The organism is Erwinia sp. TECH1 (assembly GCF_054057575.1).
Genome location: NZ_JBSRZK010000001.1, coordinates 2,771,207 through 2,793,265 on the forward strand (window position 1 = coordinate 2,771,207; position 22,059 = coordinate 2,793,265).

The 22,059-nt window shown below is 55.8% G+C and carries 22 protein-coding genes; 7 read left to right on the forward strand and 15 right to left on the reverse strand.

The window, feature by feature from the left end:
• Nucleotides 1–88 precede the first annotated feature (88 nt).
• Nucleotides 89–1,651, forward strand: a complete 1,563-nt coding sequence (locus ACVWZ0_RS13070; protein ID WP_253460841.1) for an EAL domain-containing protein — start codon at nucleotides 89–91, stop codon at nucleotides 1,649–1,651.
• A gap of 13 nt (nucleotides 1,652–1,664) precedes the next feature.
• On the opposite strand, the gene ACVWZ0_RS13075 is transcribed toward ACVWZ0_RS13070, so the two are convergent.
• The 6 genes from ACVWZ0_RS13075 to ACVWZ0_RS13100 all read right to left on the reverse strand — a co-directional run bounded on the left by ACVWZ0_RS13075 (nucleotide 1,665) and on the right by ACVWZ0_RS13100 (nucleotide 6,710).
• Nucleotides 1,665–3,224 (reverse strand): TerC family protein, encoded by a 1,560-nt coding sequence (locus ACVWZ0_RS13075; protein ID WP_253460837.1) that lies wholly within the window; start codon nucleotides 3,222–3,224, stop codon nucleotides 1,665–1,667.
• Between the two features lie 282 nt (nucleotides 3,225–3,506).
• Nucleotides 3,507–4,367: a 23S rRNA (guanine(745)-N(1))-methyltransferase gene (rlmA, locus tag ACVWZ0_RS13080; RefSeq protein ID WP_253460835.1), complete on the reverse strand. Its 861-nt coding sequence runs from the start codon at nucleotides 4,365–4,367 to the stop codon at nucleotides 3,507–3,509.
• Nucleotides 4,368–4,527: 160 nt separating this feature from the next.
• Entirely contained in the window at nucleotides 4,528–4,737 is a 210-nt protein-coding gene (cspE, locus tag ACVWZ0_RS13085) for a transcription antiterminator/RNA stability regulator CspE (RefSeq protein WP_001062678.1), read from the reverse strand.
• 53 nt (nucleotides 4,738–4,790) lie between these two features.
• On the reverse strand, nucleotides 4,791–4,892 hold the full coding sequence (locus tag ACVWZ0_RS13090; RefSeq protein ID WP_253461303.1) for a DUF2627 domain-containing protein: 102 nt from the start codon (nucleotides 4,890–4,892) through the stop codon (nucleotides 4,791–4,793).
• A 543-nt stretch (nucleotides 4,893–5,435) separates the two neighbouring features.
• Entirely contained in the window at nucleotides 5,436–6,434 is a 999-nt protein-coding gene (locus tag ACVWZ0_RS13095; RefSeq protein WP_253460832.1) for an MBL fold metallo-hydrolase, read from the reverse strand.
• 24 nt (nucleotides 6,435–6,458) lie between these two features.
• Nucleotides 6,459–6,710, reverse strand: coding sequence for a YebO family protein (locus tag ACVWZ0_RS13100; protein ID WP_253460829.1), 252 nt, complete (start codon nucleotides 6,708–6,710; stop codon nucleotides 6,459–6,461).
• 205 nt (nucleotides 6,711–6,915) lie between these two features.
• Between ACVWZ0_RS13100 and ACVWZ0_RS13105 the strand changes: the two genes are divergently transcribed.
• The gene (locus ACVWZ0_RS13105) at nucleotides 6,916–7,152 is read left to right on the forward strand and encodes a YobH family protein (RefSeq protein ID WP_253460826.1); all 237 of its coding nucleotides are present in this window, start codon (nucleotides 6,916–6,918) and stop codon (nucleotides 7,150–7,152) included.
• Between the two features lie 35 nt (nucleotides 7,153–7,187).
• On the opposite strand, the gene kdgR is transcribed toward ACVWZ0_RS13105, so the two are convergent.
• On the reverse strand, nucleotides 7,188–7,979 hold the full coding sequence (kdgR, locus tag ACVWZ0_RS13110; protein ID WP_253460823.1) for a DNA-binding transcriptional regulator KdgR: 792 nt from the start codon (nucleotides 7,977–7,979) through the stop codon (nucleotides 7,188–7,190).
• Nucleotides 7,980–8,140: 161 nt separating this feature from the next.
• Between kdgR and ACVWZ0_RS13115 the strand changes: the two genes are divergently transcribed.
• On the forward strand, nucleotides 8,141–9,556 hold the full coding sequence (locus ACVWZ0_RS13115) for a DHA2 family efflux MFS transporter permease subunit (RefSeq protein WP_437177820.1): 1,416 nt from the start codon (nucleotides 8,141–8,143) through the stop codon (nucleotides 9,554–9,556).
• A 51-nt stretch (nucleotides 9,557–9,607) separates the two neighbouring features.
• Here ACVWZ0_RS13115 and htpX read toward each other — a convergent pair whose 3' ends face one another.
• From htpX to ACVWZ0_RS13135, 4 genes are all read right to left on the reverse strand, one after another.
• Entirely contained in the window at nucleotides 9,608–10,489 is an 882-nt protein-coding gene (gene htpX / locus ACVWZ0_RS13120; protein ID WP_125287812.1) for a protease HtpX, read from the reverse strand.
• Between the two features lie 233 nt (nucleotides 10,490–10,722).
• A complete protein-coding gene (prc, locus tag ACVWZ0_RS13125) occupies nucleotides 10,723–12,750 on the reverse strand; it encodes a carboxy terminal-processing peptidase (RefSeq protein WP_253460820.1) in 2,028 nt (675 codons plus the stop codon).
• 19 nt (nucleotides 12,751–12,769) lie between these two features.
• Entirely contained in the window at nucleotides 12,770–13,450 is a 681-nt protein-coding gene (gene proQ, locus ACVWZ0_RS13130; protein ID WP_125287814.1) for an RNA chaperone ProQ, read from the reverse strand.
• Between the two features lie 96 nt (nucleotides 13,451–13,546).
• Nucleotides 13,547–14,047 carry a GAF domain-containing protein gene (locus tag ACVWZ0_RS13135; RefSeq protein WP_253460817.1) on the reverse strand — a complete coding sequence of 167 codons (501 nt, stop codon included), beginning with the start codon at nucleotides 14,045–14,047 and terminating at the stop codon, nucleotides 13,547–13,549.
• A gap of 197 nt (nucleotides 14,048–14,244) precedes the next feature.
• Between ACVWZ0_RS13135 and yebS the strand changes: the two genes are divergently transcribed.
• From yebS to rsmF, 3 genes are all read left to right on the forward strand, one after another.
• Nucleotides 14,245–15,489, forward strand: coding sequence for a membrane integrity lipid transport subunit YebS (gene yebS / locus ACVWZ0_RS13140; protein WP_253460815.1), 1,245 nt, complete (start codon nucleotides 14,245–14,247; stop codon nucleotides 15,487–15,489).
• Nucleotides 15,458–18,094, forward strand: coding sequence for a PqiB family protein (locus ACVWZ0_RS13145; RefSeq protein ID WP_253460812.1), 2,637 nt, complete (start codon nucleotides 15,458–15,460; stop codon nucleotides 18,092–18,094). Before yebS ends, ACVWZ0_RS13145 begins: the two co-directional genes overlap by 32 nt.
• An 88-nt stretch (nucleotides 18,095–18,182) precedes the next feature.
• A complete protein-coding gene (gene rsmF, locus ACVWZ0_RS13150) occupies nucleotides 18,183–19,619 on the forward strand; it encodes a 16S rRNA (cytosine(1407)-C(5))-methyltransferase RsmF (RefSeq protein WP_367399478.1) in 1,437 nt (478 codons plus the stop codon).
• Nucleotides 19,620–19,622: 3 nt separating this feature from the next.
• Here rsmF and ACVWZ0_RS13155 read toward each other — a convergent pair whose 3' ends face one another.
• From ACVWZ0_RS13155 to ACVWZ0_RS13170, 4 genes are all read right to left on the reverse strand, one after another.
• Complete coding sequence (locus tag ACVWZ0_RS13155) at nucleotides 19,623–20,270, reverse strand: metallophosphoesterase (RefSeq protein ID WP_253460810.1); 648 nt, start codon at nucleotides 20,268–20,270, stop codon at nucleotides 19,623–19,625.
• Between the two features lie 203 nt (nucleotides 20,271–20,473).
• The gene (gene yjbD, locus ACVWZ0_RS13160; protein ID WP_125287823.1) at nucleotides 20,474–20,773 is read right to left on the reverse strand and encodes a DUF3811 domain-containing protein; all 300 of its coding nucleotides are present in this window, start codon (nucleotides 20,771–20,773) and stop codon (nucleotides 20,474–20,476) included.
• A gap of 269 nt (nucleotides 20,774–21,042) precedes the next feature.
• Nucleotides 21,043–21,240 (reverse strand): hypothetical protein, encoded by a 198-nt coding sequence (locus tag ACVWZ0_RS13165; RefSeq protein WP_253460807.1) that lies wholly within the window; start codon nucleotides 21,238–21,240, stop codon nucleotides 21,043–21,045.
• A 120-nt stretch (nucleotides 21,241–21,360) separates the two neighbouring features.
• Nucleotides 21,361–21,561: a hypothetical protein gene (locus tag ACVWZ0_RS13170; RefSeq protein WP_253460804.1), complete on the reverse strand. Its 201-nt coding sequence runs from the start codon at nucleotides 21,559–21,561 to the stop codon at nucleotides 21,361–21,363.
• 174 nt (nucleotides 21,562–21,735) lie between these two features.
• On the opposite strand from ACVWZ0_RS13170, the gene ACVWZ0_RS13175 reads away from it, so the two are divergent.
• Nucleotides 21,736–21,906, forward strand: coding sequence for a hypothetical protein (locus ACVWZ0_RS13175; RefSeq protein ID WP_253460801.1), 171 nt, complete (start codon nucleotides 21,736–21,738; stop codon nucleotides 21,904–21,906).
• Nucleotides 21,907–22,059: the final 153 nt, after the last annotated feature.

A 22,059-nucleotide genomic window follows, 5' to 3' on the forward strand; every position in this document is an offset into this window, starting at 1 on the left:
ACCCCGTTTTTCATTTCTCAGGACTAAACTTAATCTTACTTTTGCCGATAACAGGCTGGTTCGCGTTTCGCTTTAAGGATGGTCATTAATGCAAGTGTCACAGGAAGCCACTGGGGCGTTTCGCCGCAGACGCTTGTTAATTGCTGTGGTAGTCGCCGCGCTGGTGCTTATCCTTACCCTGGCTTTACGCTTTATCGTCGAAAAAAATCATATCGAAAAGCTGTCGCACACTTTTGCCAGCAAAGCGATCCAGCGTTTCGATCGCCTTTTTTCGCCGCTTGACGTGGCGGCTAATAATACGCAGGGGCTGGTGGGCCTGCCGTGCGATCAGGTTCGTTTTCCGCTGGTAGAAAAGCTGGCCTCGCTGCAAACCGTGCGATCAATTATCCTGGTCGATCGGGACAATATGTACTGTTCCAGCATTTATGGCAGTACCAATCTTGCCTTCAGCGCCACCTATCCCGAACTGGCCGTAAACAATCAGCGAATGTTGCTAAGCACCGACGATCATCTGCTTAAGGGATCACCGGTACTGCTGCTGTGGACGCCGCTGGAAGCAGGCAACAGGGCCGGGATCCTGCAACTCGTTAATATCGAGCTGATGAGCAACTACCTGCTTGAGCCTGAGTTGCCGTGGGTGGAACGCGTTATTTTCAACGTAGGCGAACACAGCCTGGAATACGGCAATCCCCTGATTGAAAAAGCGCTGCCGTCCGAGGATGAAGTCAGCTATCAGGACGCCTCGCTGCGCTATCCTTTTTCCGTCACGCTGTATGGGCCGGCGCCCGCCAGGCTGGCGCTGCTGGCGCTGCCTGAACAGCTGCCGCTGGCGCTGCTGCTGAGCCTGCTGTCCGGCTACATTGTCTGGCTGGCGACCGCGAACCGCATGAGCCTTGCCTGGCAGATCAGCTACGGCATTAACGCGCGTGAATTTATGGTGTACTGCCAGCCGCTGATTAACGCCCGCAGCGGCGAATGCGAAGGCATCGAGCTGCTGCTGCGCTGGCATAACGACCGCCAGGGCTGGGTATCGCCGGATCTTTTTATTCCGCTGGCCGAGCGGCATAATTTAATCGCGCCGCTGACGCGTTATGTGTTAACCGAGGTGGTCAGCCAGCTGCCGCTGCTGCCGGCCCGCTCCGATTTCCATATTGCCATCAACGTCGCTTCCAGCCATTTTCATGACCGGCAAATCGTGACGGATTTGAAGCAGCTCTGGTGGCCGGCGAACCCGGCTCCGCAGCTGATTGTGGAACTGACCGAGCGCGATGCGCTGCCGGAGGTTGACCAGCGCGTGGTGGCTCAGCTGCGCCAGAACGGCGTGAAGCTGGCGATTGACGATTTCGGCACCGGCCACAGTTCGCTCTCCTATCTGAAAACGCTCAGCCCGGACGTGCTGAAAATCGATAAGGTTTTTACCGCGGCGATAGGGACAGACGCGATTAACGCGACCGTTACGGATATGGTGATTTCCCTGGCGCAGCGGCTGAATATCAGCCTGGTTGCGGAAGGCGTGGAAACGGCAGCTCAGGCGGCCTACCTGCGTGAGAAAGGCGTGGATGTGTTGCAGGGATATCTGTTTGCCCGACCGATGCCGCTGGAAAGTTTCCCTCAGTGGCTTAGCGAACATCAGCCGCCCGGCGGCGGCTGATGTGTCGTCAGGTTTAGCCTTCTTCCACCGGGGCTTTTTCCCGCGTCACGCGGACCAGATCAATACGATAGTCGGTAGCAGAGACAATCTGGAAGGCGAACGGCGGCAGTGCTATTACCTCGCCCGCCTGGGGCAGCTGGCCTTTCTGGGCAATCAGCAGTCCCGCCAGCGAAGCATGATCGTCTGCCGGCTTCACCAGCATCTGGGTATCCAGCAGCTGCTGCAAAGAATGCAGATCGGTGCCGCCCTTCACCAGCCAGCCTTCGCCATCAGCGACGATATCAGGCGTTTCATCCTCATCCGGGAACTCGCCCGCAATCGCCTCCAGCACGTCCAGCGGCGTTATCAGACCCTGCACCACGCCGAACTCATTGCTTACCACCACAAAGCTGCCCCTGGCGCGACGCAGCACGCCCAGCAGATTGATCGGATCCAGCGTTTCCGGCACGATCACCGGCGGCATAGCGGCAGCGTAGGTGGCGACATCAATGCCCTGATCCAGGGCCACCAGCAGCTCTTTTGCCCGCACGACGCCGACAATCTCATCCAGCTCTCCCCGGCAGACGGGGAACAGGCTGTGCGGCGTATCCAGCAGCTGAACGCGGATTTCATCCGCCGGACGCTCGGCGTTGACCCAGGAAATATCACCGCGCGGCGTCATAATGCTGCGTACCGAGCGCGAGGCCAGCGTCAGCACGCCGTTAATCATATAACGCTCTTCATCTTTAAAGGTTTCCTGCGGCATCAGCTTGAGGGTTTCGCTCTCCTGTTCGCCGTTATCCGTATGGCCGCCGCGTCGTCCCCCCATAAGCCGCTGAATAGCTTCGGCGGTACGCTCACGCATCGGTCTTTTGGACTGATGGCGAAGAAAATTCACCCGCGCGATCTGGTTAAACAGCTCGATCAGAATAGAGAAGCCGATAGCCGCGTAGAGGTAGCCTTTTGGAATATGGAAGCCAAAGCCTTCCGCCACCAGGCTAAGCCCGATCATCAACAGGAAGCTGAGGCAGAGCACCACGACCGTAGGATGCGCGTTGACAAATCGGGTCAGCGGTTTTGAGGCCAGCAGCATTACGCCCATCGCGATCACTACCGCCGTCATCATAATCGCCAGGTTGTTGACCATGCCAACGGCGGTGATCACCGCATCCAGCGAGAAGACGGCATCCAGCACCACAATCTGGATAACCACGGACCAAAAGCTGGCATAGCCCTTAGCGCCTCCGCCGATGTGCTCACGGTTTTCCAGCCTTTCATGCAGCTCCATCGTCGCTTTGAACAGCAGAAAGAAACCGCCGACCAGCAGGATCAGATCGCGCCCCGAAAAGCTGAAATCCGCGACGCTGAACAACGGACGCGTCAGGGTCACCATCCAGGAGATCAGAGAAAGCAGACCCAGACGCATAATCAGCGCCAGAGACAGGCCTATCAGACGGGCTTTATCACGCTGCTTTGGCGGCAGCTTATCGGCCAGGATGGCGATAAAAACCAGGTTATCTATTCCCAACACGATTTCAAGGACGACCAGCGTCAGCAGACCGGCCCAGATTGACGGGTCTAAGAGAAATTCCATGACAGGCTCCGAACAGAGATAGGGGAAAAAGAAACTGGCAACACCATCGCGCAGCTTATGGCTGGAGACAAGGAAAGATAAGCGCCATCAAAAGGCAAAGTCAGAGTGGCCGCGTAGGCCGGTGGCTTAGTTAAACAACTTCGGTGACGATCCATAGGGAGGGCGCAGGCCCGTGGCTCCTGTAAAAATTAAGGAGTTCTACTGTAAACAGCGCACGGGACAACGTCAAAATATTTGCTTACATTTACAGAAGACCGTTCAGTCACAAACGGCCCTGCTCCGCTATTCGCCAGAAGAAGGCGCCTCTGTCTGCTGCGCAGCCTCAGGCTTTTCCTTTTGCCACAGGCGCAGCGTAAAGTCCGTTTCAACCTCAAACGACGGCGTGGTAGCCAGCACGCCCCAGACTTCAGGACGGGCGCGCCACGCAAAAGGCGTCATCTGCAAGAGTGCGGCGGACGTCTCACTGTTAAGGCTCATTAAATAATTAAGCGAATGCTGCTCTACCAGCGTAAAGCCCGGCAACGCTTCGGGCGTTTCATCATGCAGGCGTGCTTCCTGATAGATTAGCTCTTTGAACTGCAGCAGGTGACGCGGCCCCGGCGTAACGGTCAGGACGTAGCCGTGGGGCTTTACTACCCGCGCCAGCTCCTCCGCCTTGCAGGGCGCATAGATACGCAGCACGGCATCAAACTGTTCGCTGGCAAACGGCAGCCGGTGGCTGGACGCCACGCAAAAACGAACGTTGCGATAGCGTTTAGCGCCAGCACGCACCGCGACTCTGGATACATCCAGCGCGTGGACTTCCGCCTCGCCGTTTTTTTGCAGCATATCGGCCACCGCGTGGGTGTAGTAGCCTTCGCCACAGCCAATATCGAGCACGCTGGCGTTTTCGGGCGGCAGGATGCGCTGGAAAATATCGCAGACGCTGGACTGGAGAGGCTGATAGTGCCCGGCATCCAGAAATTCACGTCGCGCCTGCATCATCTCGGCGCTGTCGCCCGGCTGCTTAGATCGCTTGTGCTGCACCGGCAGCAGATTGACGTAGCCCTCTTTTGCCCGATCGAACTGATGCCGGTTCTCACATCGCCAGCCGGAAGCATCGGGCAGCAAGGGATGATGGCAAAGCGGGCAAAGATAAGACATAACAACTCTCCGGTAACGTTAAGAGCGGCAGTTTACCGGAAATATGCAGGCCAGGGCAGGTTTTCATGGCCGGAAAGGAAAAAGCCCCGCCGATACCGGCAGGGCTTTATTATTCTGATGCTTGCCTGAACCGTCGCGCGGGCAACGGCAAGATCGAAAATTAGATAGCGGTGACGTTCACAGCAGCAGGGCCTTTCTGGCCGTCCTGAATTTCGAACTCAACGTTCTGGCCTTCAGCCAGAGTTTTGAAGCCATTGCCCTGGATAGCAGAGAAGTGTACGAACACGTCTTTGCTGCCGTCTGCAGGGGTAATGAAGCCAAAACCTTTAGACTCGTTGAACCACTTAACCTGACCTTTAATCTTTGCCATTTTGCAAATTCCTTAGAGTGTTAATTCGCCCGGGGGCGTGACGTACAGAAAAATCAGAGACACAACTGCATGAGGCATAAATTAAGGCTCGGCAAGGAAGCGGTATTCAACGTAACGTCTTTACTCAGAACTTCTTTACTGAAGATGCCATACATAAACAGAACTGTACCCCGTTTTACCAAAAGCGTTATCACATATTCGATTATTAATGGCAAGTCATTTTTATAAGGTCGTCGGACTGTCGCACATATTTGAAACGTCTGCGGCACTTATTGCACATCAACAAAGGAATTATTGAACGTCGCCAGAGTAAAACCGAATGGCACAGGCCCGTCGGTCATGCAATTTTCTAAGCACATCTTAGCCTGCCGCCGCTGCCAAGTCTACGGCTTCTCGCTGCGCTCCGGGCGATTTTCCATCTGGCTTATTGCAGAAATATGACATTGCTTACTCAAAAATCTTCATTTAAAGATGGCTCCGCGCCACGCAAAATTAGAATGGCATTGGGGTATCAAAAGGAGCATATGGTTCATATTTAAATTTAAACTGCACCAAAATCAGGAAAATGTATTTTTGCCTGCCCCATTTAAATGCAGCCCCCTTCCCGATTAATTGCCATTAGTACCATCAATCTATTTGGATTAACCGGCATTGATATCAGCGCGTACGCATTTTAAATTCCCTTACCAGGATTATTCTTAATTTATATTTTTAAGGGGCATCCTCGCGCCAATTTTCCACGCGCTGAAACGGTGCTCGTCCAGCTTTGCTGCCTGCATCTTTTCGCTCAGCACGCGCGGCGGCTCGTCCAGCGATTCGTCCGCCAGCTCGAATACGCCCCAATGAATGGGAATGGTGACGGGCTGGCCCAGCGCCTGATGTAGCGAAATGGCCTCGTCCGGATCCATATGCTGTCCGCGCATAAACCACTGCGGCGCATAAGCGCCCGTTGGCAAAGCAGCCAGGTTGAAAGGCCCCAGCCTGCGCGGGATCTCCAGCAGCCTTTCGGAATAGCCGCTGTCGCCGCTGAACCAGAAATTTACGCCCTGACTCTTTACTACCCAACCGCACCATAAAGAGCGGTTGCGATCCCAGGGCGTACGCATACTCCAGTGACGCGCCGGAACGGCAAAGATCTGCATTTCGCGATCGGTGACGCTTTCCCACCAGTCCAGCTGCGTGACCTTTTTCGCCCCGCGTTTTTTAAACCAGGGCGCCAGCCCCAGCGGCACCACAAAATGCACGTCCGGAAAATGACGCAGGATCAGTTTGATGGTAGGCCAGTCAAGATGGTCGTAATGGCTGTGCGAAATCAGTACGCGATCCAACGCGGGCAGGTCTTCGACTTTCAGCGCGGCAGGCGTTTTGCGCTGCGGCCCGTAAAATTGGAGCGGCGACGCGCGCGACGCCAGCGCGGGATCGATCAGCGTGTATTTGCCCGAGGTGCGCAGCAGCAGGCAGGCATGGCCCAGCCACCAGACGGCATCCTCCTCGCCGCTTAAATCGGCAGGCTGCCACCACTGACGAATAAACGCATCGTAGCCCTGCGCCGGTGGAAAAGGCAGCCCCTGCGCCTTGCGCTCTTTGCGCCAGCGCTGTAAATCACCGGGCTGGCGGAGATCCTGTTCAGGGTTACGGAAGCCTTCCGGCGTGTGGTGCGCTTTTTGCGGATCGTACCAGGGGTTTTGCCAGGCCATGCGGTGCTCCTTGTGCCGGAGCGATTAGCGCTCCGGAATTAAACGAATAAAATCAGTCTCATTGTTATCTTCAGCCGGCACCTGCCGCGCGCCGACAAGCTTTATCAGCAGCTGGTTCTGCCGTTTCTGCTCGTCAAGCAGCGCCTCCAGCAGGCGGATCTGTTCATTAGCTCTGACGCTGGCGCGAGTAATAAAAAACCAGGCGACCAGCCCGACAAGCATAATGCCGATAAGCAAGCCGGCTCCCGCCGCGCCATTGGCGACCTCGTTTAACATACCTATACTCCTGATGTTACATATAATTATAATGAGCCGAATTTTACCTGCTCATCAACGAATTGATAGCGCGCTGATGGAAATTTAGGAACCTTCGCGCAGGCTTTATGGCGGCACTGCTGTATGCTGACAATGTTTTGCGTATCTGCTCACAATGTACTGGCGTCGGCGACTACGGGAAAGGCCGACGCATAAAGGAGAAAGCATGAAATTTTTTGTTCGTCTTGTTGGCCTGCTGGTCGTGATTTGGCTGGCTCTGCTGGTCACCGGCTATGGCGTACTGGCCGGAAGCCATAAGAATGTCGCAGGGATGGGGCTGCAATGCCAGTATCTTACCGCTCGCGGCATGACCACCGCCCAGTATCTGCACAGCGACAGCGGCATTGTCGGCGTCACCGACTGCCCTTTGCTGAAAAAAAGCAGTGAAGTGATCGATAACTGAAACCGCGACGGGCCGAGTGCTGTCGGCCCGTCGGTTTAGAAAGGATAGTCCCGATAGCCCATCTGTTCCGATATCAGCCTGCCCGCACGGTGCAGCATCGCAACATAGTTGCCCTTCTCTTCTTCCGTAAAACGGATGGTCGGGAAGGAGATGCTCAGTCCGGCAATCACCACGCCAAAGCGATCGAATATCGGCACGGCAATGCAGCGCAATCCCTCTTCCTGTTCTTCGTTATCTTCGCCAAAGCCCTGTGCGCGTACCCGTTCCAGCTGGGTTATCAGCGCGTCCGTAGACGTAAGCGTGCGGGAGGTATTCTTCTGAAAGCTGACCTCTGCCAGGATGCTTTTCACCTCTTCCGGATCGCGCCAGGCCAATAGCACTTTACCAATAGCGGTGCTGTAAAGCGGATTGCGTCGGCCAATGCGCGAGTACATGCGCAGATTGTAAAGCGAGTCGATTTTGTGAATATAAACAATACTGTCTTCTTCCAGCGCGCCCAGGTGGATCGTCTCGCGGGTGAGGCGGGAAAGTTCGCGCATCTGGATATCGGCGCTGCGTATCAGATCGACATTCTGTAACGCCTTTGCGCCCAGCTCAAACAGCTTCAGGGTCAGGCTATATTTTTCCGTGTCGCCTTCCTGCGCAACGTAGCCCAGCGACTTCATGGTCTGTAAAAAACGATAAACGGTGCTTTTCGACATCATCACCCGCTGTGACAGCTCGGTAATGCCGTGCGCTCGCTCTTCGCCTAACGCCTGTAAAATGCCAAACACTTTCAGTACGGAAGAGACCGAATCGGGCTGTTTATCCACCTCATCCTTCGCCATAACGCTTTTGCCTTATTGTTTTATAAAAAATGGAACACTATTCCCAGTATACTTTTTGCCGCAGCGGCAGCGCAACGCTAACCTGTCGGCAGCACAGACACATTTGCTGATGGTTGAGCGCGCTGAATAAATGGTAAGGCAAGGAAAAAATCATTAGCATTATGATATTCACTCTCCTGACTATTTTCTCTATGCCGCAAACTCTTCCATCGGATGGCCTGCCCGTTCCGCAGCGCTATGGCGCGATTTTAGCTATCGCACTGGGTATTACCGTTGCCGTGCTGGACGGCGCTATCGCCAACGTGGCGCTGCCAACTATTGCCCGCGATCTTCAGGCCAGTCCGGCGGCCTCGATCTGGATCGTCAACGCCTATCAGCTGGCGATTATCGTCTCGCTGCTTTCGCTCTCTTTTCTGGGCGATATCCTGGGCTACCGCCGCGTCTATCAGTGTGGACTGGTGGTATTTACCTGTACCTCGCTGTTCTGCGCGTTTTCCGACTCGCTGGGCATGTTGACCTTCGCCAGGGTGCTGCAGGGTTTTGGCGGCGCGGCACTGATGAGCGTGAACACCGCGCTGATCCGCATCATTTATCCGCAGCGCTACCTGGGGCGCGGAATGGGCATTAACTCCCTCATCGTCGCCGTCTCAACCGCCGCTGGCCCGACCGTGGCCGCTGCCGTGCTCTCTGTCGCCTCCTGGCAATGGCTGTTCCTGATTAACGTGCCGGTAGGCCTCGGCGCGCTATTTCTCGCCTTCCGCTTTCTACCCGATAATCCGCAAAAAGCCAGCGAACAGCGCTTTGATATTCCCAGTGCCATCATGAACGCGCTGACGTTTGGCCTGTTAATCTCTGCGCTGAGCGGTTTCGCCCAGGGTCAGAGCGGCAAACTGGTTGCGGCGGAACTGGTCGCGCTGGTAGTTATTGGCGTGGTGTTTATTCGTCGGCAGCTGCGGCTGCCGGTGCCGCTGCTGCCGGTCGACCTGCTGCGTATCCCGGTATTCTCGCTGTCGCTCGGCACCTCGGTATGCTCCTTTTGCGCGCAGATGCTGGCGATGGTGTCGCTGCCGTTTTTTCTGCAAACCGTGCTGCATCGCGACGAGGTAGCGACAGGCCTGCTGCTGACGCCGTGGCCGCTGGCAACGATGGTGATGGCACCGATAGCGGGCAGACTCATCGAGCGCTACCATGCCGGGCTGTTGGGCGCTATAGGGCTGGGATGCTTTGCTATCGGCCTGTTTTCGCTGGCGCTACTGCCAGCTTCGCCGGATAACTGGAACATTATCTGGCGCATGATGATCTGCGGCGCGGGCTTTGGCCTGTTTCAGTCGCCCAACAACCACACTATTATCAGTTCGGCGCCACGTCATCGCAGCGGTGGCGCGAGCGGCATGTTGGGCACGGCGCGCCTGCTGGGTCAAACCAGCGGCGCGGCGCTGGTCGCGTTAATGTTCAATCTGTTCAGCGATCAGGGCACGCACGCCTCGCTGCTGCTGGCGGGGGGATTTTCTACGCTGGCCGCCATCGTCAGCGCGCTTCGGCTGACGCAGCCGGGGCCGCAACAGAAAGCGGGCTGATCGACAGGCAAAAAAATGCCGGTCAGCGACCGGCATTTATCATCTTAACGACTATTTCAGGTACTGGCCGCTGCGCAACGCCTCGATACGCTTATCCAGCGGTGGATGCGACATAAACAGCTCGCTCAGCGACTTCGATTTACCGTTAATGCAGAACGCCATCATGGTGCTTGCTTCCTGCGGCTCATAGCTGGTTTTCAGACGTTGCAGCGCGGCGATCATTTTCTCGCGGCCAACCAGACGCGCCGAACCGGCATCGGCATGGTACTCACGATGGCGCGAGAACCACATGGTGATAATGCTGGCCAGAATACCGAACACCAGCTCCAGCACCATCGACACCGCAAAATAGACCAGCGGGTTGCCGTTGCTGCTTTCGCCCTCTTCGCGATCGCCCGACATAAAGCCTGCGGCTATCTGCGCGATAATACGCGAGATAAAGATCACAAAGGTGTTTACCACGCCCTGGATCAGCGTCATCGTCACCATATCGCCGTTGGCGATATGGCTGATTTCATGCGCCAGCACCGCCTCGGCCTCATCGCGGTTCATGTTTTGCAGCAGCCCGGTAGAAACCGCAACCAGTGAGGCATCGCGGCGCGCGCCGGTAGCAAAGGCATTAATGTCCGGCGCATGATAAATAGCGACCTGCGGCATAGCAATGCCCGCCTGCTGCGCCTGTCCGGCAATGGTCTGCATCAGCCAGCGCTCGGTTTCGTTACGTGGCTGCTCAATGACCTCACCGCCTACGGAGCGCAGCGCCATCCATTTAGACATCAGCAGTGAGACAAACGCACCGCCAAAGCCAAACAGACCCGCCATGATCATCAGGCCCTGAACACTGCTTGACTGAATTCCCGTCAGACTGAGGATCAGTCCAAAAACCAACATTACGCCCAGGTTGGTTAACAGGAAAAGCGCAATACGCATCATAAAATTTCTTCTTCCTCAGTTAAAAAATCGCTTATAGCGGATAACTATCCTATGGGCGCGGCAAAACATTTCAAGCGGCAAAGGGCATTAAGTGTCTAAAAAGACATAACTTTACATTTTGTCTTAACTTTTAACGTTCAGGAAAACATTGACTGTCAGGAAAGGCAAAGTTACCGCGTGGATTGGGAAAGTTCAGGTAAAAATAAGGCACAGCTTGCGCTGTGCCCTGGGGGTTATTTGGTGCTCTGGCTTTTTTCCAGCTGCGCCATATCATTGGCGATATTGACCGTTTCGTCCAGGTAAGGATCCGGCTCTTTGTAATCCTTCGGCAGATCCTCAAGCTTCGCCAGCGGCTTTTTGCCTTCCAGCTTGAGACGGGCGTTAATCCGCTCCAGCCGCAGCGCATCATCCTCGTGGTTTTCTTTCTCGCGCTCGGCAAGATTCAGCGAGATGATATTGCGCTTATCCTTCATCGCGTTGAAGCGGGCAATATCTTTCAGGATGTACTGGAACTCCATATCCTTCGCGATACGATCCTGATGCGTCTTGAGCAGCTGCGGGATCAGCGGTTTAACATCGCCGGTTTTGGTGTAGGCCGCCGCATCAATGCTGTCCCACGGCAGCGCGTTATCCTCGAATTTCTCACCGGTTTCCACCGCTTCCACGCCGGTCGGCATCAGCAGATCCGGCGTAACGCCTTTACGCTGGGTACTGCCGCCGTTAACGCGGTAGAACTTCTGGATGGTGTAGGTGATGGATCCCAACGCGGGCCATTCGGGACGCAGCATCTGATCGTAGATACGGTTCAGCGAGCGATACTGCTGCACGGTGCCTTTACCAAAGGTCGGTTCACCGACGATCAGCGCGCGACCATAATCCTGCATGGCGGCGGCAAAGATCTCGGAAGCCGAGGCGCTGAAACGGTCTACCAGCACCACCAGCGGGCCTTTATAGTAAACCATGCTGTCGGTATCGCTGTCCTGACGCACCTTGCCGTTGTTATCGCGCACCTGCACCACCGGGCCGCCCGGAATAAACAGGCCGGAAAGCGATACCGCCTCCGTCAGCGCCCCGCCGCCGTTGGTACGCAGGTCGATCACTACGCTGTCGACATTCTGCTTCTGCAGCTTTTGCAGCTGCACTTTAACATCGTCGGTCAGACCCACGTAGAAGCCCGGAATATCCAGTACGCCGACCTTCTCTTTGCCGACGTTATGCACGCTCATTTTCACCGCGCGATCTTCCAGACGGATTTTTTCACGGGTCAGCGTAATAATACGGGTTTTGGTGCCCTTGCCGGCCGGCAGGATCTCCAGACGCACTTTGCTGCCTTTCGGGCCTTTAATCTGCGCCACGACGTCATCCAGACGCCAGCCGATCACGTCCTGAACCGGTTTGCCGGGCTGGCCGACGCCGACGATACGATCGCCCACGGTAATCGCTTTGCTTTTGGCTGCCGGGCCGCCTGCAACCATGGAGTTGATCACGGTGTAATCATCATCCATTTGCAGTACGGCGCCGATGCCTTCCAGCGACAGGCTCATTTCAGTATTGAACTGATCGGTATTGCGCGGAGACAGGTAGCTGGTATGCGGATCGATTTCACGCGCGAAAGCGGTCATCGCCAGCTGGAAAACGTCCTCGCTGTTGCTCTGCGCCAGACGGCGGATAGCAAACTGATAGCGCTTGGTGAGAACCTCGCGGATCTCCTTTTCCTCTTTGCCCGTCAGCTTCAGGCTCAGCTCGTCATATTTGACTTTGGCATCCCAAAGCTGGTTCAGCTCCGCAGTGGTTTGCGGCCAGGGTGCCTTGCTGCGGTCGATATCAATAGTATCGTGACCGCTAAAATTCATCGGCTTGTTCAGCACCGTCAGCGCGTATTGATAGCGCTCAAAACGGCGTTTCTGCGCCAGGTTATATAAATCGTAAAAAACATTCAGCTGACCCGATTTCAGTTCATCGCCCAGCGTGGTTTTTTTGGTGTTGTACTGCGCCACGTCAGAAGCCAGCAGCACATTGTGGTTGTAGTCCAACAGATTCAGATAGCGGGCGAAAATTTTCGCGGAGAAATCTTTATCCAGGTCGAACTGACGATAGTGGGAACGCGTAAAGCGCGACGTCACGCGCTCGCTGACGGTCGCGTGCTGCGGTTCCTGATGAAGCTGCGGAATTTGCTCGGCGCGCGTAATAGCATCGGCGGCGAAAACATGTCCGGTAAACAACAGTGCAGCAATAACGGTGGTTTTAAAAAAGTTGTTCATGCCCTGATTGGCCTCCGTATCAGAACTGCAAGTGTTCTGCGCGCACTATCATTGCCAGGCCGGAAGCCAGCTGTACCCGGACGCCATCTTTTGTAATCTCAAGAATGGTTGCATCCATCGCACTTTTGCCTGCCGTGACTTTGATGTTTTGACCCACCTGCAATGCTGCGGTATCCGTAACGGGTGTCGTGCGTTGCGGTTGGCGTTCTGCGGAAGGCGCGCGGCCAGGATTACGCTGCGGCTTGCTGCGTGCGGCCCGAGGCTGCTCGCCTTCAGCAGAAGGTTTACGAACCGGCTTGCGTGGACGACGAGGGGCAGTTTCTTCACCCGCTTCGCGTTTTTTCGCTTGCTGCTGCTCGCGCTGCGCCTGAACGCGCGCCTTGGCCTCTTCGAGCTGCTTACGGGCGTGTTCCACGTGCTGCTCGTCCAGAACGCCGCAGGCGTTGCCGTCCAGGTCAACGCGGGTGGCACCAGCTTTGATGCCGTATAAATAGCGCCAGCTTGAAGTATAAAGGCGCAGCGCGGAACGAAGCTGAGTTTTACTCAGGCCCATTTCGCCCTGCACACGGTCGACTAAATCCTGAAAGATGCCGATTTTTAGCGGTCGCGCTTCGCCTTCGGCACTGAAGCACTGTGGGAACCGCTCCGCCAGAAAGGCGATTACTTCTTTACTGCTATTCAACTTAGGTTGATTTTCCATGAAATTTCCTGATTACAACGGGTTTGCCAACCAGCGCAGGCATGAACAGGCGTCATTATAATGACACCATCAGCAAATGCTACGTGATCCAGCACTTTAGCTGCGTTTCATGTGAATAAATTTTTCCACGTCCGTGCCGGCAAGCACTTCACACAGCCCGTCAACCAGCGTAATCAGCCCGTTTTCGTCTTCCTGATCGAAGCGATTATATTCCACGCTGTCGATATCCAGTACGCCGATCGTCTCGCCGTTTACCACCAGCGGCAGCACGATTTCGGCATTGCTGGCCGCGTCGCAGGCAATATGCCCGGGGAAGGCATGGACGTCGTCCACGCGCTGTACGGCGCTCTCCGCCACCGCCGTTCCGCAGACGCCGCGGCCTACCGGAATGCGTACGCAGGCGATTTTGCCCTGAAACGGTCCCAGCACCAGGGTCTTCTCTTCCGTCAGCAGATAAAACCCGGCCCAGTTAACGCCTTCCAGGCGCTCAAACAGCAGCGCGCTGCAGTTGCCCATCGCGGCCAGAAAACTGGTTTCGCCGGCGATAAGCGCGCGTAAATCACGATTGAGATCCGAGTAAAATTCTTTTTTAGTCATTTTTTAACCATTATTAAAACTGTTACGAAGCCCGGAATGGCTTCGCCTGATAAAATAAGCATTAAATGTCCAGACGGACAAGGTGAATGATTCCGTTAGTTAATATACCCTTGTTGGTCTGAAGCTTTAAAAACAAACGTAAGAGTGGTTCGCCGGGGCGATTTTGCCTGACCGTACCCTGCAAATCCGGATAATTCGTGAAAATATACGCTATCAGCCAAATTCTGCCTCAGGAACGTTATCAGCGTTGTCCGCAATGCGATACCCTTTTTTCCTTACCAGATGTTAAATCGAACCAGTCGGCGCACTGCCCGCGCTGCAACGCCCGTATCCTTAACGGACGCGACTGGTCGATGACGCGGCTGGCGGCAATGGCCGTCACTATGCTGCTGCTGATGCCGTTTGCCTTTAGCGAACCGCTGCTGACTATCCGGCTGCTGGGCACCACTATCCGCGCCAGCCTGCTGGAAGGCATTATCCAGATGGCGCAGCAGGGCAACGTGATTACCGCCTCTATGGTGGCCTTTTGCACTATCGGTGCGCCCGCCACGCTGGTGGCGTCAATCGGCTGGCTTTTTTTTGGTGACCGGCTGGGTTTAAATTTGCGGCCGGTGCTGCTGATGCTCGATCGGCTCAAAGAGTGGGTCATGCTGGATATCTATCTGGTCGGTATCGCCGTCGCTTCTATCAAGGTGCAGGACTATGCGGATATCAATCCCGGCACCGGCCTGCTCGCCTTCCTGTCGCTGGCCGCGCTGAGCCTGGTGACGCTTATTCATATCAACGTTGAACAGCTGTGGCATCGCTTTTATCCGCAGCCGCAGCCGCATATCGCCCCCGAGCAGCTGCGCGTTTGCCTGAACTGCCATCATACCGGCCTGCCTGACGAACGGGGCCGCTGCCCGCGCTGCCATACGCCGCTACGACTGCGTCGTCGCCACAGCCTGCAAAAATCCTGGGCGGCGCTGATCTCTGCGGTGGTATTGCTGATCCCGGCCAATCTGCTGCCGATTTCCGTTATTTATCTCAACGGCGCGCGCCAGGAGGATACTATTCTTTCCGGTATTCTTTCCCTCGCTTCCGGCAATATTCCGGTAGCGATCGTGGTTTTTATCGCCAGTATCCTGGTGCCTTTCACCAAGGTTATCGTGCTGCTGACGCTGCTGCTCAGCATCCATTTTAAATGTGAACAGGGTCTGAAAACGCGCGTTCGTCTGCTGCGGGTAGTTACCTGGGTCGGACGCTGGTCTATGCTGGACCTGTTTGTTATTGCCTTAACCATGTCGCTGGTGAATCGCGACCAGCTTCTGGCTTTTACTATGGGACCGGCTGCCTTCTATTTTGGCTCAGCGGTTATTCTTACTATCCTTGCCGTCGAGTGGCTGGATAGCCGTTTACTTTGGGATGCACATGCAACAGGAAACGCCGACTACACCGACTAGCGCACGCGTGAAAAGCCGCCGCAAAATTTCGCCGTTCTGGCTGCTGCCTTTGATTGCGCTGTTGATAGCGGGCTGGCTCGTCTGGAACAATTACCAGGAGCGCGGCACCACGGTTACCATCGATTTCGCCACCGCTGACGGCATTGTGCCTGGCCGAACGCCGGTGCGCTATCAGGGCGTCGAGGTGGGTCTGGTGCAGGGCATCAGCATGACTGACGACCTGCGCACCATTAAGATCAAGGCCAGCATCAAGAGCGATATGAAAGACGCGCTGCGCGATAAAACGCAGTTCTGGCTGGTGACGCCGAAAGCGTCACTGGCGGGCGTGTCGGGCCTCGATGCGCTGGTGGGCGGCAACTATATCGGCATGATGCCGGGCAAAGGCAAGCCGCAGGAGCATTTTGTGGCGCTGGATACGCAGCCGAAATATCGCATGAACACGGGCGAGATGATGATCCATCTGCACGCCGCCGATTTAAGCTCGCTGAATACCGGCTCGCTGGTCTATTTCCGTAAAATCCCGGTTGGCCGCGTCTATGACTACAGCATCAACCCTGGCAATCAGGGCGTAACCGTTGACGTGCTGATCGAGCGCCGCTTCACCAACCTGGTGAAAAAAGAGAGCCGCTTCTGGAACGTCTCCGGGGTGAAGGCCGATGTGGGCCTGAGCGGTGCCAAAGTGCAGCTGGAGAGCCTGGCGGCGCTGGTCAACGGTGCGATTGCGTTTGACTCGCCAGCCGACTCCGCGCAGGCAAAAAGCGATGACAGCTATCAGCTCTACCCGGATTTGGCGCACAGCCATCGCGGCGTGATTATCACGCTTGACCTGCCCGGCGGCAAAAACCTGAAGGCGGGCAGCACGCCGCTGATGTATCAGGGACTGGAGGTCGGCACGCTAACCGCGCTGAACTTACAGCCCGACGGCAAGGTAAAAGGCGAACTGACCATCGATCCGTCGGTAACCGGCCTGATGCGTACCGGCACCCGCATTGAGATGCGCAGCCCCAAAATCACCCTCGCCGATACCAGCCTCAGCAGTCTGTTAACCGGCAGCACGCTCGAACTGGTGCCTGGCGAAGGCGAACCGCAGGATCGCTTTACCGTGCTGCAAAGCAACGAGTCGCTGCTGCAGCGGCCTGACACGCTGGAAGTGAAGCTGACCGCGCCGGAAAGCTACGGTATCGATGCAGGCCAGCCCGTAATGCTGCACGGGATGCAGATTGGTCAGGTGGTCAGCCGCAAGCTCAATGAAAAAGGCGTGAATTTTATTATCGCTGTTACGCCTGAGTATCGCGAACTGGTGCACGGCGACAGCAAATTTATTATCAACAGTCGGCTGGACGTTAAGCTGGGGCTGGACGGTATGGAAGTGCTGGGCGCCAGCGCACGCGAATGGATCGACGGCGGCATTCGCCTGGATCCCGGCAGCAAGGGTGCGCCAAAAGAGAGCTATCCGCTGTTTGCTAATGCGGAAAAAGCCGCCGAAGGCATTACCACCAACCAGTTGCCTACCACCCTGACGCTGACCGCCAACAGCCTGCCGGATATTCAGGCCGGTTCAGTGGTGCTCTATCGTAAGTTTCAGGTCGGCGAGATCGTGGAGGTCACGCCAAGAGCTAACGAGTTCGACGTGCGCGTGCACATCAAGCCGGAATACCGCAAGCTGCTGACGCCGAACAGCGTGTTCTGGTCGGAAGGCGGCGCGCGCGTGCAGCTTAACGGCAGCGGCCTGACCGTGCAGGCTTCGCCGCTTAACCGCGCGCTGAAGGGCGCTATCAGCTTTGATAACCTCAGCGGCGCCGGTGCGGGCCTGACGAGTAAAGACAAGCGCACGCTGTTTGAATCAGAAACGGCGGCCAGAGCGGTCGGCAGTCAGATTACGCTGCATACCTACGACGCCAGCAAGCTCTCCTCAGGGATGCCTATCCGCTATCTCGGCATCACCATCGGCCAGCTGGAATCTCTGGCGCTCAATAACGACAAAAATCAGGTGATTGCCAAAGCCGTGCTTTATCCGGAATACGTACAGGATTTCGCGCGGCTGGGCAGCCGGTTCTCGGTAGTGTCGCCGGAGATTTCCGCAGCGGGCGTTAATCATCTGGATACCCTGCTCCAGCCTTATATCAATGTCGATCCCGGCAAAGGCCGCGCGCAGCGCACCTTTGAACTACAGGAATCAACCATTACCGACGCACGCTATCTGGATGGCCTGAACGTGGTGCTGGACGCGCCTGAAGGCGGCTCGCTGTCTGTCGGTACGCCGGTACTGTTCCGGGGAATCGAGGTCGGTACGGTAACGGGCACCTCGCTGGGATCGATGGCCGATCGCGTGCAGATTACGCTACGCATCAGCAAAAAATACCAGCATCTGGTGCGCAATAACTCGGTGTTCTGGCTGGCCTCCGGCTACAACTTCAAGTTTGGCCTGATTGGCGGCGTGGTGAAAACCGGCACCTTCCAACAGTTTATTCAGGGCGGCATTCAGTTTGCCACCCCGCCGACCGTGCCGCTGGCACCGCAGGCCACCAGCGGCAAGCATTATCTGCTGGAGGACGAGGAGCCGAAAGACTGGCGTAAATGGGGCACGGCGCTGCCGGCAAAATAATCGAAACGGGCAGCCTGGCTGCCCGTTTTTTTTTGCCGCCGCAGAGTGTGATAAACTCGCCCCACTTTATTGCCAGCGGAATCTTTCAGTGTCTTCTTCTTCACGCGTGTACTTCCCGGATCTTTTCTTAAATCAGATGCGCGAGCTGCTGCCCGACAGCGCCGAGTTCGAGCAGTTTATTGCCTTCAGCCAGCAGCCGCTGCGCCGCAGCCTGCGCGTCAATACCTTGAAAATCAGCGTTGAGGCGTTTCTGGCGCTGGTCGAGCCTTATCAATGGGCGCTGACGCCCGTCCCCTGGTGTAAGGAAGGGTTCTGGATCAGCCGTGACGATGCCGACACGCTGCCTTTAGGCAGTACGGCGGAACATCTGGCGGGGCTGTTTTATATTCAGGAAGCCAGTTCCATGCTGCCGGTAACCGCGCTGTTTGCCGGTTCGCCCGCGCCGGAACGCGTAATGGACATGGCCGCCGCGCCGGGATCTAAAACCACCCAGATTGCCGCCTCGATGAGCAACAAGGGCGTGCTTCTCGCCAACGAATACTCCGCCAGCCGGGTCAAGGTGCTGCACGCCAACATCAGCCGCTGCGGCGTCAGCAATACGGCGATCGCCCATTTCGACGGCCGCGTCTTCGGGCCGGCGCTGCCGGAAACCTTCGACGCCATTTTGCTGGATGCGCCCTGCTCTGGCGAAGGCGTAATCCGTAAGGACGCCGATGCGCTGCGCAACTGGTCGCCGGAAAGCACCGAGGCGATTGCCGCCACTCAGCACGATTTAATCGATAGCGCCTTTCATGCCCTTAAACCCGGCGGGACGCTGGTCTATTCCACCTGCACCCTGAACCGCAGCGAAAATCAGCAGGTCATCGCCTGGCTGCTGGCGCGCTATCCGGACGCCGTTGTCATCGAACCTTTAGACGACCTGTTTGCCGGCGCCGAACGGGCCAGCACCCCGGAAGGCTTTTTGCACGTTTTCCCACATATTTTTGACAGTGAAGGCTTCTTTGTCGCGCGACTGCGCAAAACAGCGGGCGTGCCGCCCATGCCCGCGCCAAATTATAAACTGGGTAAGCTGCCTTTTACGCCGGTAAAACGTAAAGATGAGCAGGAAATTACGGCCGCTGCCGCTAAATCAGGGCTGGCGTGGGACAGCGCTGCCCATGCGCTTTGGCAGCGTGATAAGGAGCTCTGGCTGTTTCCGCGCGCCGTGGAGCCGCTGCTGGGCCGGGTTCGCTTTTCGCGTATCGGCCTGAAGCTGGCTGAAACCTTTGCCAAAGGCTATCGCTGGCAGCACGAAGCGGTTATCGCTCTGACGCAGCCGCAGGCGTCAAATCGTTTTGAGCTGACGCTGGCGGAAGCCGAAGAGTGGTATCGCGGACGGGACATTTATCCTGAGCGTGCGCTGCCCGCCGACGAAGTGATTGTCACCTGTCAACAGCAGCCGATTGGCCTGGCAAAGAAAGTATCGAGCCGGATTAAAAACAGCTACCCGCGGGAGCTGGTGCGGGACGGCAAGCTGTTCTCCTGAGCATTACTGTACCTGCACCATTGTGAGCCGGTTGCCGAATACGGCGCCGGTATCGATAAAGTGCAAATTCGCCGCACTCAGCGGCTTGCTTAGCGGCGTGTGGCCAAAATAGAAAGCGTCCGCGCCGCTGATGGCCTTGCCCTTTCCTTGCTGTACCTGTTCAACGCGGCTGCGGCTCCAGACGACCTTAAAAGGATCGACTGCTGCCTCCCACGCATAGCGTTCGGCCGGATAGTCGGCATGAGCGACCACCACCACGCTATTTTCCAGTTCCAGATGAATAATTAAGGGCATCAGGCGACAACGGCTGAGCGCATGTTTCGCCTCAATCATTTTCATGCCTTCCAGCTTATAGAACCAGTCGCCGCCGTTGCCGATCCACTGCTGATGATCGCCCCGCGTCAGCGCCCCGATAGCCATCTCTTCATGATTGCCGCGCACGCTGCGAAACCAGGGCTTATTCAACAGCGCCACGCAGCCAGGGCTGTCCGGGCCACGATCGATCAAATCGCCTACGGCTATCAGCAGATCCTGCCCGGCATCGAATCGCTGAGCCTCTAACTCTTCGTGCAGCATGGCGAGACAGCCATGAATATCACCCACAATATAGATATGCCGCCACGCCGTGCCGTTAAGGTATTGATACACCATAGTTGCATCCTGAAGGAAAAATGACTGGAATGTTTACGAAATGTTCAGTTAACAGGCTCTAAAGTATAGTCTGTTAACTTATCAGGGAGCGGCAATAACATGGAAACAGATCAACAGTTCAGTCTGATGCTGGCACTGGTTATCATCGGCGGCGCCTTGCTGCTGGAAGTCTTATTCAGGGCGCTGCATTTAGTGTTTATCGGCTAGCTGCCTTTTAGCGCCCGTGGATTTTTGCGCAGGGAGGCAGACCAGTTAAACTCTTTGACTTCGCTTTCTTTGGCGGCGGCGGGCTTGCGTGGTTTTTTAGCCACGACGGCTTTGCTGGTCTCTTTGATGACGCGATCCTTCATTACCAGCCGTTTGGCCTCTTTCAGGATCTCTTTTTCTTCTTTTTGCGAAGGAACATGGCCTTTTTTCAGCGTGAGGGCTTTCACTTTAGCGTCAATCAGCTCTTTTTCGCTGTCGGTAAACTGATCGATCGAAATCTCTTTGCTACTTTTCATCAGGCTTGCTCCTGCCAGTACGCCAGACGCGTAAATCGCGTGGCGTGGAAACGGCAGCGTAGAGCTTTCATCTCTGATAAACAAGCCTGAAAGGTAAAGTATCGTGTTGAAAAGCACTTTACCCGGCACCAGAAGAATAAACGTTCGGCGTTTATTCACCCTTATCCAGGGCTTTTTCATAATAACGCGCTAGCGGGCCCGGAGTCAGTACCGATCCTACTCCAGCCAGTATCGTTACCAGGCGGCAGATTTATTTGCTTAAGCGCGCGTCAGCCGTTAAACCACTGCCAAAAACGTACAGCATCCTGCCACAGCGCGACTATACCCCGAATAATAAAAATCCAGGTAAGCAGCAGAAAAGGATGGAAGATGAGATCGTGGGCCGGCAGGCAAGTATGCGACAGAAAAAAGAAAATGGTTATCAGGCTGCCGTAGTAACAGACCCGATATTTGCGGCTATGTTTCATTGCACTCTCCTTTGCAAGGCGCTTTTCCTTTTTTCAGAAGCTAAAGAATAGCGCTGTCCACAACCCTAAAGCAATCGTATAACCTGCGGGCATCAGGCCCGCAGCGGGCCTGAGTAAACCTTATTTTTCCTGATAAGGATCTTTTTTATCTGCCTGGCTATCATCGCGAGTCCGCGGCACTTCACCGTGTTCATCAGGCGCATCCTTGGCCGGATAATCGTCTTCCTCGTAAGCATTACCAGCCGAAGGCGCGGCTTCCGGCAGACCTTTATGCACGTCGCCTTCATCTTTACGTTCTTTATTCGTTTCATGTTTAAACATAACTGCCTCCTTTAGTTTGCAGTTAGTTAAGTGTAGTAGAGGATTTTTCTGTCACCGTCCGATAAAGAAGCAGGAAAATTTTTCCGCTCTGTTTTTGTCAGGCCGCTGCTGGCAATCAACAAACGCCAGGCTACGCTTAAGGCTCTGAATCTTTTTCAACCCACGGAAAATATTATGAAAAATTGCACTAAAGGTCTTATCGCTCTGCTGGCCGTTTTATCCCTGGCGGGTTGTATGAATCGCAGCAGCGCGGTAGGTAACGACGGCCGTCCTCATGCACCAAGCGCGCAGTCCGTGCCGGGCGGTACGCTGGGCGCAGGCCCGGTAGGTCAGCCGCAGTCGTAATCAAGGCCGTTACGCTTTTCGATACCGGCTTCCCGCCGGTATTATTTTGCAGCAGCGTCTCTCCTTTCCCTGTTTGATGAGTTAAAACAGGCCGATAATCCAGACCGCTTAATACGGGATGCGGCCCTTATTTCCGGGATAGTTTGACCCTGT

What these genes read in the sequence shown, in the direction of transcription:
- ACVWZ0_RS13135 (WP_253460817.1), bottom strand. Translation starts at nt 14,047, where the DNA reads ATGACTAAAAAAGAATTTTACTCGGATCTCAATCGTGATTTACGCGCG.
- ACVWZ0_RS13095 (WP_253460832.1), bottom strand. Translation starts at nt 6,434, where the DNA reads ATGGCCTGGCAAAACCCCTGGTACGATCCGCAAAAAGCGCACCACACG.
- ACVWZ0_RS13165 (WP_253460807.1), bottom strand. Translation starts at nt 21,240, where the DNA reads ATGAAACATAGCCGCAAATATCGGGTCTGTTACTACGGCAGCCTGATA.
- ACVWZ0_RS13105 (WP_253460826.1), top strand. Translation starts at nt 6,916, where the DNA reads ATGAAATTTTTTGTTCGTCTTGTTGGCCTGCTGGTCGTGATTTGGCTG.
- ACVWZ0_RS13115 (WP_437177820.1), top strand. Translation starts at nt 8,141, where the DNA reads ATGATATTCACTCTCCTGACTATTTTCTCTATGCCGCAAACTCTTCCA.
- rlmA (WP_253460835.1), bottom strand. Translation starts at nt 4,367, where the DNA reads ATGTCTTATCTTTGCCCGCTTTGCCATCATCCCTTGCTGCCCGATGCT.
- yjbD (WP_125287823.1), bottom strand. Translation starts at nt 20,773, where the DNA reads ATGAAAAGTAGCAAAGAGATTTCGATCGATCAGTTTACCGACAGCGAA.
- proQ (WP_125287814.1), bottom strand. Translation starts at nt 13,450, where the DNA reads ATGGAAAATCAACCTAAGTTGAATAGCAGTAAAGAAGTAATCGCCTTT.
- cspE (WP_001062678.1), bottom strand. Translation starts at nt 4,737, where the DNA reads ATGGCAAAGATTAAAGGTCAGGTTAAGTGGTTCAACGAGTCTAAAGGT.
- kdgR (WP_253460823.1), bottom strand. Translation starts at nt 7,979, where the DNA reads ATGGCGAAGGATGAGGTGGATAAACAGCCCGATTCGGTCTCTTCCGTA.
- htpX (WP_125287812.1), bottom strand. Translation starts at nt 10,489, where the DNA reads ATGATGCGTATTGCGCTTTTCCTGTTAACCAACCTGGGCGTAATGTTG.
- ACVWZ0_RS13175 (WP_253460801.1), top strand. Translation starts at nt 21,736, where the DNA reads ATGAAAAATTGCACTAAAGGTCTTATCGCTCTGCTGGCCGTTTTATCC.
- ACVWZ0_RS13100 (WP_253460829.1), bottom strand. Translation starts at nt 6,710, where the DNA reads ATGTTAAACGAGGTCGCCAATGGCGCGGCGGGAGCCGGCTTGCTTATC.
- ACVWZ0_RS13070 (WP_253460841.1), top strand. Translation starts at nt 89, where the DNA reads ATGCAAGTGTCACAGGAAGCCACTGGGGCGTTTCGCCGCAGACGCTTG.
- ACVWZ0_RS13170 (WP_253460804.1), bottom strand. Translation starts at nt 21,561, where the DNA reads ATGTTTAAACATGAAACGAATAAAGAACGTAAAGATGAAGGCGACGTG.
- ACVWZ0_RS13155 (WP_253460810.1), bottom strand. Translation starts at nt 20,270, where the DNA reads ATGGTGTATCAATACCTTAACGGCACGGCGTGGCGGCATATCTATATT.
- ACVWZ0_RS13145 (WP_253460812.1), top strand. Translation starts at nt 15,458, where the DNA reads ATGCAACAGGAAACGCCGACTACACCGACTAGCGCACGCGTGAAAAGC.
- ACVWZ0_RS13090 (WP_253461303.1), bottom strand. Translation starts at nt 4,892, where the DNA reads ATGTATGGCATCTTCAGTAAAGAAGTTCTGAGTAAAGACGTTACGTTG.
- ACVWZ0_RS13075 (WP_253460837.1), bottom strand. Translation starts at nt 3,224, where the DNA reads ATGGAATTTCTCTTAGACCCGTCAATCTGGGCCGGTCTGCTGACGCTG.
- prc (WP_253460820.1), bottom strand. Translation starts at nt 12,750, where the DNA reads ATGAACAACTTTTTTAAAACCACCGTTATTGCTGCACTGTTGTTTACC.